General features: G+C 31.4%; 3 protein-coding genes. All 3 read left to right on the forward strand.

Features of this window, described 5'->3' with window-relative positions:
* The first annotated feature begins 66 nt into the window (after window positions 1-66).
* The 3 genes from JOC62_RS15615 to JOC62_RS15625 all read left to right on the forward strand — a co-directional run bounded on the left by JOC62_RS15615 (window position 67) and on the right by JOC62_RS15625 (window position 10,816).
* Window positions 67-2,871 (forward strand): alpha-L-fucosidase, encoded by a 2,805-nt coding sequence (locus tag JOC62_RS15615; protein ID WP_204596222.1) that lies wholly within the window; start codon window positions 67-69, stop codon window positions 2,869-2,871.
* A gap of 21 nt (window positions 2,872-2,892) precedes the next feature.
* Window positions 2,893-9,141, forward strand: a complete 6,249-nt coding sequence (locus JOC62_RS15620; RefSeq protein ID WP_204596223.1) for an Ig-like domain-containing protein — start codon at window positions 2,893-2,895, stop codon at window positions 9,139-9,141.
* 391 nt (window positions 9,142-9,532) lie between these two features.
* The gene (locus JOC62_RS15625; protein ID WP_204596224.1) at window positions 9,533-10,816 is read left to right on the forward strand and encodes a PTS sugar transporter subunit IIC; all 1,284 of its coding nucleotides are present in this window, start codon (window positions 9,533-9,535) and stop codon (window positions 10,814-10,816) included.
* The last annotated feature ends 584 nt before the right edge of the window (window positions 10,817-11,400 follow it).

The following is an 11,400-nucleotide window of genomic DNA, read 5'->3' on the forward strand; positions in this document are numbered from 1 at the left end:
CTTTAGAAGAGTATCTTATAGAAGTAATTAAATCTAAGTAAGAATATTTATATAGGGAGTTTATTTATGAATAAAAGTAGAATTAAGAAGATTATAGCCTATGGATTGTTTACTACATTTTTATTAGGTACAGCAAGTAACTTAATACAAGCAAATGCTACATCATCAAAAGATTCATTAAAATCTGTTACAGAAGCTTATGGTGCTACTCCAACTACTCAACAAGTAGATTATCAAAAAGATGAACTAACAGCCTTTATACATTTTGGAATAAACACTTTCTATGATGTTGAATGGGGAAATGGAAATGAAGACCCGGCAAGGTTTAATCCTACAAAGATAGATGCGGATCAGTGGGTTAAAACATTAAAAGATGGGGGTTTTAAGAAAGTTATATTTACAGCAAAGCATCACGATGGATTTGCCCTTTGGCCAAGTAAGACAACAGATCATGGTGTAGAAAAAAGTCCATGGAAGGATGGAAAGGGTGATGTTGTTAAAGAAGTAGCTGATGCCTGCAAAAAATATGGATTAAAGTTTGGTGTTTACTTATCTCCATGGGATCAAAACTCTCCAGATTATGGTGAGGGAAATGGAAGAGATTACAATGAAGTTTATATGGAACAACTTACTGAGCTTTTAACTAATTACGGAGAAGTTTCAGAGGTTTGGATGGATGGTGCTAAGGGCTCTAATGTTACACAGGAGTATAAATTTGATGAATGGTTTAAGTTAATAAAAGAACTTCAGCCAGACTGTACAATATTTAGTCCAAAAGGACCAGATATAAGATGGATAGGAAATGAAAATGGATATGCAGGAGAGCCATGCTGGTCAACAATTGATTTAGCTAAGATGAGTGAGAGAGAAGTACCTAGCTATTTAAATACTGGAGAAGAAAATGGTCCAGACTGGGTTGTAGGTGAGTCAGATGTATCTATAAGACCAGGCTGGTTCTATCATAAATCTCAAGACAATGCAGTTAAATCATTGGAAAAATTGATGGATATATATACTAAGTCAGTTGGCAGAAATTCTGTTTTATTATTAAATGTCCCACCTAATAAGGAGGGAATATTACATGAAAATGATGTTAATAGAATAAAAGAATTTGGAGATGCAGTAAAGGGATTATTAGATGAAGATTTAACTGATAACAGTACATTGTCAGTTGACAGTGAAATAAATAATACTTACAGCAAAGATAAGCTTAATGACAATGACTTTGATACTTATTGGGCTCCAAATAATTCAGCTAAAACTGGAACTATAGAGATTGAGTTTAATGAGAATACAACATTTGATGTAGTAAGTCTTCAAGAGTATATAACTTTAGGACAGAGAGTAAAGGAATTTTCAGTTGAAGCATCTAGAGATGGAGAAGAGTGGAGTGAAATATATTCAGGAAAAACTATTGGATATAAAAGATATGTAAGAGTTCCACCAACAACTGCCAAGAAGATAAGAATTAATATAAAGGATTCATTAGCAACTCCTTTAATTAATGAAATTAATGTATATAAGGCACCTAAAAATATAGAATTACCAAAGGATATTCCTGATGGACTAAAGTTTCTAAATGATTCAAATAAAGGAACTGAGGTAAATCAATTTAACTTTGGAGCTAATTGGAACTATGAGGATATTCATGGAGACAATGATAGAGGTGGAGATGCACATTGGTCCAATAAAGCTGGATCAACTGTGGATATAAAATTTAAAGGAAGTCTATTTTATTTATCAGCTGCTAAAGATCCTAGTCATGGAATAATGGAAATTTCCATTGATGGAGGAGAATTTAAAGATATAGATTTATATGCAGAAAGCAGAAAAACAAAACAAATAGTATATGAAAGTGAAACCTTAGAATATGGAGAGCATACTGCAACTATAAGGGTATCTGGAAGAAAAAATGAAAGATCTACTGGAATTTCAGGTCATCTTGATGGCGCTTTTATACTTGATAATAATGGTATGGGATTAGTAGAATTTGAAAAAACTTCAACAAGAGTTTCAGAGAGCACTAAAAATCCAGAATTTAAGGTTATTAGAAAAGGGGGAAGCAGAGGAAGAATTGAAGTAAACTATGATACAGTGTTAGGAAGTGCAGAAAATTTAAAGGATCTACATGTATGGTCTGGAACTTTATCCTTTGATGAAAATGAAACAGAAAAGGTAATAGATAGAATAACAATAATAGATGATGATGAAGTCGAAGAGGATGAGAACTTCTTTGTGACCTTAAGCAATCCTATAGGGGGAATAATAGGATTTAATGATAATTTAGAGGTGACTATAGAAGATGATGACAATACTTATTTAAAGATTAATACAACTGATACTGGAAATGGAATGAATAAGTTTACCTTTGGAGAGGGGTGGAATCAAGAATCAAATGGAGCCTGGGCAAGAGGAGAAAATAAAACTTATAGCATTAAGTTTGAAGGATCAAGAATTGTATTAATTGGAGCTAAGGACCCAAATCATGGATTATATAAGATTAAGATTGATGATGGAGAATTTTTAGAAATTGATCCATATTCAGAAAATAGACTAGAGAATGAAGTAATATTCGATAGTAAAGATTTAGCATATGGAGAGCATACATTAACTTTCTTATCTGTAGGAAGTAATCCACATGGAGGAAGAGTTGATTCTCAAATTAATCATGCTTTTATAAACACTAAAGATAATGGAGGCAGTGGAGAAGAAATCCTATTAGGAGATTTCAATAAAAATAAGAAAATTGACTTAGGAGATTTATCTATAGCATCTAAATATTATGGAAAAAATAAAAGCGAGTATGATATCAATAAGGATAATATAGTTGATGAATACGAGATAAATTACATTATGGATAACATAAAATAAAGGGTATAAGGGGAGAAAAAAATGAAATGTAAGAAGATATTAGGAGCCCTACTTTCATTATCAATAATAGTAACATCCTCAGGGGTAACAGCCTTAGCAGATACTATAAAGGAAGGTGGGAAAAATCCGGTGAGTAAAGTACTAACAGAAGAGAAACAAAGATCAATATTATTTAATGATGGATGGACATTTAATTTAGGGGATGTCCCAGAAGCAAAGGATAAGGATTTTAATGATGATTCATGGAGACAATTAAGCCTTCCTCATGATTGGAGTATAGAATTAGACTTCAATAAAAATTCACCATCTACTCATGAAGGTGGTTATTTAGATGGGGGAATAGGTTGGTATAGAAAGAGTTTTGTACTTCCTAAAGAAATGGAAGGTAAAAAGATATCAATAGATTTTGATGGTGCATATATGGACAGTTATGTCTATGTAAATGGAACGCAAGTTGGGAATCATCCTTATGGATATACTCCATTTTCTTTTGATATAACAGATAACCTAGTTTATGATGGAGTTACTGAAAACGTTATCGCAGTTAAAGTTAATAATAAGCAACCTAGCAGTAGATGGTACTCAGGAAGTGGTATTTATAGAGATGTACACTTAACTGTTACAGAAAAAGTTAGCGTAGATAAATACGGAACATTTGTTACAACTCCAAACCTTGAAGAAGAATACAAAAAAGGTAGAGCTTTAGTTGATATAAAGACTGATATTATAAATGAAGAGAATGAGGATAAGGATGTAAAAGTAACTTCAACTATATATGATGCAGAGGGCAAAAATGTTGGAGAAGTTAGTAGTACAGAAGTAGTAACTAAAAAGAGTGAAAAGAAATTTAGCCAAGAAGTAGCAGTTAAGAATCCAAAACTTTGGAGCACTGAGAGTGGTTATATATATAAAGTTGTAACTACTGTTTCTATTGATGAAAATGTAGTTGATGAGTATGAAACTGACTTTGGTATGAGATGGTTTGATTTTTCAGATGATGAAGGTTTCTTCCTAAATGGAGAGCAAATGAAACTAAAAGGCGTTTGTATGCATCATGACCAGGGAGCACTTGGAGCTGTATCAAATGAGGCTGCAATAGAAAGACAAGTTAAGCTATTAAAGGATATGGGAGTAAATTCTATAAGGGTTACTCATAATCCAGCTTCACAGCAATTAATAGATATATGTAATAGAGAAGGAATACTTCTTATAGAAGAAGCTTTTGACACTTGGTATGATGGAAAGAAATCATATGATTATGGAAGATTTTTTGAAAAGAAATCAATACATGGAGATATGACTTGGGCAGAATTTGATATAAAGCAAATGGTTGAGCGTGGAAAGAATGCACCAAGTATAATAATGTGGTCTTTAGGAAATGAAATATGGGAAACTAACCAAGATAAAGCGGTACAAACAGCTCAAAATTTAAACGATTGGGTTAAGGAAGTGGACCCTACAAGACCAACAACAATGGGTGAAGATAAATTTAGAATGGGTAATGGACAAGGTACTCATGAGGCTGTAGCAAATATTATAGACGTAGTTGGATTTAACTATGCTGAAGATAATTACGATAGTCTTAGAGAAAAACATCCAGATTGGAAGATATATGGATCAGAAAATTCATCTGCAACAAGAAGTCGTGGAGTTTATTCACATCCAGAGCAAAAACTTCAAATGCATACACATCAAGATAAACAACAGTCATCATATGATAATGATTATGTTGGTTGGGGAAAGACAGCTGAAGAAGCTTGGAAGAGAGATAGAGATAGAGGATATATAGCAGGAGAATATATTTGGACAGGTTTTGACTATATTGGAGAGCCAACTCCTTATTATGGATCATATCCAGCAAAGAGTTCATATTTTGGAGCAATAGATACAGCTGGATTCCCAAAAGATGTTTTTTATTTCTACCAAAGTCAATGGTCAGATGAGCCAATGGTTCATTTACTACCACACTGGAACTTTGAAAATGATGATAGCATAAAGGTTGATGGAGATAAGATTTTAGTATATGCATACACTAATGCAAATAGTGTTGATTTATATTATAACGAAGATGTTAACTCTAAGGAACTTGGAGAGTTAGTTGGAACAGATACTTACGAAGTAACAAATGCTGGATATAATGGAGAATATAAAGAAACTAATGAAGGAAAACTTCATTTAGAATTTAGAGTTCCATATAAGCCAGGAAAATTAACTGCTGTTGCAAAAGATGCGAGTGGAAAAGAAATTTCAAGAGATGAAGTTAAAACAGCAAAAGAAGCAAAGAAGCTTAATTTAACTGCTGATAGACAGGTCGTTAAATCAAATGGCTCTGATCTTTCTTATATAACAGTAGATGTTGTTGATGAAAATGGAACAATAGTGCCAAATGCTGATAATTTAATTAACTTTGAAATATCAGGTAACGGAAAGATAGTTGGGGTTGATAATGGTAATGCTGCGAGTGTTGAAAGATATAAAGATAATAAGAGAAAAGCAGACCATGGTAAGGCGCTTGTTATTGTTCAATCAGATGCTAATGCAGGATCATTTACATTAACTGCAACAAGTGAAGGTTTAGGTACAGATAATATAAAAGTTTATTCAGTTGATGAAGAAGATATGGATAAGATGGAGATAGTAGGGTATGACGTTAGTGATATAACAGTACCAGTTAATGGGGAGCTAAATCTTCAAGATAAAGTTACTGCATTATATAGTAATGGAAGCAAAGGTGAAGTGCCAGTTACTTGGGAGGATGTTCCTAGTGATAAATTAAGCAAAGCAGGTACTTTTAAAGTTAGTGGTACTACTGAATATAGTAATATTCCTGTTGAAGTAACTGTTATTGTAAAAGATATAATAGGCATACTAGATAGTAGAATTTTAACGGCTGTTGGAGATAAACCAGAACTACCAAAAGAAGTTTCAGCAATATTTAATGACGGTAGTATAGAAAATTATCCAGTAACTTGGGATAGAGAATTAACTGATGAGGATGTTAATAGTGCTAAAACAGTAGAGGTAGAAGGAACTGTAGAAGAAGTTTCAGGTATTAAGGGGAAAGTAATAGTTACTGTTACTGATAACTTTGAAATGAAAAACATTGCAGTAAATGAAGGTAAAGAATTCCCTAAAGCCTTTACTACTTATTTAGGAGCAGACAATATAAACAATATAAATGATGGAGTAATATCAAAAAATAATTCTCCACAAAATAGGTGGACTAACTGGGGAAAACCAGGAGAAAACTATGATGACTATGTAGGAATTGAATTTAATAAAGCTTATTCAATTAATAAGGTTGGAATTTCCTTGTACAAAGATCACGGGGTAGAGATTCCAAGCGAGATAACAATTGAATATTTAGATGGAGAAGAGTGGAAGGAAGTTGCAAATCAAAGTAAGAAGACAGGTTTCTCAGCTGAGGGAACTGAAGAGATAACTTTTGACACAGTAAAAACAAATAAAATAAGAGCATTATTAAAAGAAGACACAGATGCAAATAAAGCTGTAGGACTTACTGAATTTGAAGTTTATTCAAATGTATTAGTAAGTGAAGGAACATCACTTTTAAAAGAAATTAAAGTTAATGGTGTAGCTATAGAAAACTTTAAAGAAGGTACTATGAATTACATTGTTAATCTTCCATATGGATCAAAAGTTCCAGAGGTTACAGCGATGGCTAAAGATAATGGAAGTGTATTTGTAGTTCCAGCATTAGATGTTAATGGAACAACTAGAATAATAGTAATTGGAGAAGATGGTACAAAGAGAAGCACTTATTCAATTAAGTTCAAAGAAAGTGATCCAACAATTGACAGTGCAAGTATATCACTTGGAAAAGAAAATATAATAGAAGACGATATAGTTGACATCATAATAGAAGCTAAATTACAAGATGGAAACAATATAAATAAAAATGAGTTAGACATTAAATATAATGTAAGCGCAGAAAGTGGTGCAGAAGTTCAAATAAAAGATAATAAGTTATATGCATTTACTGAAGGAGATATAAGTCTTTCAGCAGAAGTAACTTATAAAGGTGTAAAGAAAACTACTAATACAATAAATGTTAATATAGGAAAGAATACTGCCGATAAAACAGTTGTTTCTTATGAGAAGGTTAATGTAGATACTAATAAAGGGGTTAAGCCAGTTCTTCCAAGTAAGATAAAAGCAAACTATGATGTAGGACTTTCAAGAGATGTAGAAGTTAAATGGAATGATATAAAGGAAGAAGACTACAATAAATATGGAGTATTTACAGTAGAGGGAACAGTTGAAGGACAAGAGTTAAAGCCAGTAGCGAAAGTTACAGTTAAAGGTATTTCAGCACTAGGAAACTTATCGATTGTTACAAATAAAGGAGTAGCACCAAAGCTTCCAGGAACAGTTAAAGCATACTATACTGATAGTACAAGTGTTGATGTTGATGTAACTTGGGCAGAGTATGATAAAGAGTTATTAAATAAAGAAGGAACATTTAAAGTAGAAGGAACAGTAAATGGAACAGATATTAAGGCAAGTATATCTATAAGAGTAAGTAATGAGTCTGTAAATGGAGATAATATAGCTCTAGGAAGAAATGGTTATGATCTTCCAATGGCATTTGCATCATATACAAATGATACTAAGATAGATCAAGCATCACAAGATAGTATTGAAAAAGTAAATGATGGTGTAATAGAGCATAATCCAAGTGCTGCAAATAATAGATGGTCAAATTGGAAAAGGTCAAATAAAAATGCAACAGATTGGGTTGGCGTTATATTTGGATCAGGTGTACCTGAAATGAAATATATAAATAACTTAGAAGTTGATTTCTTTGAAGATAATGGAACAAAGATTCCAAAAGATTTTGTAGTTGAGTATTATACTGGAGACACGATATCATTACCAAGTGATCCAGCACATATTTTAGATGAAGAAAATTCACCATTAAATGATGATAACAATTGGAAATCAGTTGCTAATATGACTTCTACTCCAGAGGTAACATCAGGAACAGATACTAATTATCTAAATTTTGATATGGTTAAAACTTTTGCATTAAGAATAAAGATGAATGCAAAAGAAAATATGGGACTTGGTATAACTGAAATAAAAGCATTTGAAAAGAAAGCAGTTATAAATCAAGACTTTAGTACAAATATGATTAAGGTTAATGGAGAAGACTTAAAAGATTTTAGAGAAGATAGAGTAGATTATACTTTAAAACTTAAAAATAATGAAAAATTACCAGAGATAACAGCAGATGTTACAAATAATGCATCGGTTTCAGTTATCTATACAGCAGGACAAGATGAAAAGATAGATGTTCTTATTAAATCAGAAGATGGTCTTAAAAATAAGACATATTCACTAACTATAGAAAGAGAAGATGCTACAGAAGTTAATAAAACTGCACTAAGAATGGCAATTAATTATGCCGAAAAAGCAGAAGCTGATGGAGCACTTAATGATGTAGTTCCAGCAGTAGTTAAAGAATTTAAAGAAGCATTAAAGGAAGCTAAAGCTGTTTATGGAAATGAAGATGCTACAGCAGAAGATGTAGATAGTGTATTCAAGAGATTAATGAATGCAATTCATATGTTAGAATTTAAGCAAGGGGACAAGGAAGCACTTCATGGAATAGTTGATATAATAGACGCTTTAGAAAAAGATAAGTATATAGAATCAACATGGACTAAATTAGAAAAATATTTAAAAGCAGCTAAAAATGTATTAGCTGATGAAAATGCTATGCAAGCAGAAGTTGATAGTGCTTTTGATAACTTAATGAAAGCTTACCTTGATTTAAGATTCAAACCAGATAAATCTAAGCTTGAAGAATTAATAAAGGAAATTAAGGCTATGGATTTATCAAAATATACTAAGGAAAGTGTAGATAACTTAAACAAATCATTAGATAATGCAGAAAAGGTATTAAAAAATGATGCTGCAACATCAGAAGATATTGATAATGCAATAAAATCTCTTACTAAAGCTAGAAATGAATTAAAAGAAAATTCAGATGACAACGTAGATGATGATAATAAAGATGAGGACAAAGATGATAATACAAATATAGATAAGCCAGGAGATAATAATTCTAATAATGGAAATGCTAGCGGAAACAATAATGGTGGAAGTGGTAACCAGGGAACAGGAAATAGCAATAACCCAGGAAAAGTACCAGCAACAGGTGGTATGGTATCTAGTGGTATATTATTAGCAGGCGTATTATCATTAGTAGGAGGTGCAGTAATAATAAGAAGAAAGAGAAAATAGTTAATTAAAAAAAGATGTTAGAAATATAAATATTTCTAACATCTTTTTATTTTATTAGTAAACGTTTTATAATATATTACACAGAAAAGCGTATCAGTGTAATACTGTGTAATAATTTTACACAGTGATATTTGAAAAGTGTGTAAGATAATGTCGAAAAAGTGTGATTAGATTCACGAAAAGTAGCCATTTTGTGAAAATGTAATTGAATAAAAGTTTTGGCATGCAAATTGCTATATATAAATAGTGTAAACGTAAATAAATTACAAAATATAAGATACAAAGGGATTACTAATTTATTTCAAAATAAAGTTATCATAATCTAATACTTAGACTGTAAAATAAAAATTAGAAATAAGATAGTAATTCGAAACGATAGGAGGAATTACATATGAAAAAGTTTTTTGAGTGGATGGAAAAATATTTTGTACCTATAGCGGCAAAGATAGGTTCACAAAGACACTTAGTTGCTATCCGTGATGGATTTGTTACAATAATGCCATTAATTATAGCTGGTTCATTTGCAGTATTAATTAATAACTTACCATGGGAAGCTTATCAAAACTTCATGAGTTCAGTATTACCAGCTAACTGGAAGGATTTCGGAGGAGTTATCTACGATGGTTCTTTCACAATCATGTCAATATTGATAGTTGCTACAATAGCATATCACTTAGCTAAAGGATATGATAAAGATGGTGTTGGAGCAGCAGTTATATCAATAGGTTCATTCTTTATACTATATCCAAAAACGCCTATGCAACTTGCTGATAATTTAGGATTCAATAGCAATTACTTAGGTTCAACTGGATTATTTATTGCAATTATAGTAGCACTTGTTGCCACTGAAATATATGTAAGACTTGTTGGAAATCCTAAATTAGTTATTAAGATGCCAGATGGAGTACCACCTGCAGTATCAAGATCATTTGCTGGATTATTACCATCAATAATAGTTTTAGTAATAGCTGGAGCTCTAAGAATGATGTTCGTTGCAATTGGAATTGACAATGTATTTGAATCATTATTCTTAACAATCCAAAAACCTTTAGAAGGCTTAGTTGGAAGCTTTGGTGGAATGCTTATATTAATATTATTCCAACAATTATTATGGTTCTTCGGAATACATGGTTCCAATATAATAGCACCAATTGTAAATGCTGTATTATTACCACTTACATTAGCTAATACAACTGCATTACAAAATGGACAAATACCACAAAATATTGTTAATAGCCAATTCTTAGATTCATATGTAAATATGGGGGGATCAGGTACAACAATAGCACTTCTAATCGCTATATTTATAGTAGGTAGAAGAAGCAAACAAGAAATGATGATTGCAAAATTAGGTATTGCACCTGCTTGCTTTAATATAAACGAGCCAGTAATATTTGGTATGCCATTAGTACTTAACCCAGTATACTTTATACCATTTATATTAGCACCACTTGCTTCAGCAAGTATAGCTTATGGATTAACTTTAATAGGATTTGTTCCTGCTGTAAGTATAGTTGCAAACTGGGTAACTCCACCAATACTTGGAGCTGTTATTTCAACAGGGTCATTAACTGGTGGATTAGTAGCACTTATATGTTTAGCTGTATCAGTATTAATCTACATTCCATTCGTAGTGATATCAAGCAGAAAAGCATTAGAAGTAGAAGGCCTATAAGATTTTAAACTTTATATAAATGAGAACTCCTTAAGGTATTTAACCCTACTTAAGGAGTTCTTTATTTTTATAAAAATTTAAAAAATAGAGAATATAAAAAATTAGCTTCTAAATAATATGTGATAATAAATATATTATTAATTTATTGAAATACTAAAAGAGAATAATATTTTAGGGAGAGTGAAGCTTTTATGGAACAAGATAAAGAAGAAAAAAAGAGAGAAGTAGTTAAGTATAGTGATATCTTTAAAGGTGATAAAGATAAGAAAAAAGAACCAAGAGAAGAGACTGATTGGGAGCTTATTAGATAAATATAGTCTTAAAATTTAACTTAAGCATAATAATATTTTTATTAAATTAAATTTTCTAAAGCAGATAATAGTAAATCAAGCTAAAGAACATAACTTTATTTAGTTATGTTTTATGAAATGTTAATTTGTTCAAAAATAATCAATAATAAAATTTAATGTTAATAATTATTAACTAATAATTATTATTGTTTATTTTTATTTTTGGTTGGGAAGTTCACTGGTCTGAAGTCCAGTGAGTTGGGGAGTTGGGGTTTGCGTTGTGCTGGTTGTTTT

It is taken from the genome of Clostridium sardiniense, assembly GCF_016907995.1.
In the GTDB taxonomy this organism is placed as follows: Bacteria; Bacillota; Clostridia; order Clostridiales; family Clostridiaceae; genus Clostridium; species Clostridium sardiniense.

What these genes read in the sequence shown, in the direction of transcription:
- JOC62_RS15625 (WP_204596224.1), top strand. Translation starts at nt 9,533, where the DNA reads ATGAAAAAGTTTTTTGAGTGGATGGAAAAATATTTTGTACCTATAGCG.
- JOC62_RS15620 (WP_204596223.1), top strand. Translation starts at nt 2,893, where the DNA reads ATGAAATGTAAGAAGATATTAGGAGCCCTACTTTCATTATCAATAATA.
- JOC62_RS15615 (WP_204596222.1), top strand. Translation starts at nt 67, where the DNA reads ATGAATAAAAGTAGAATTAAGAAGATTATAGCCTATGGATTGTTTACT.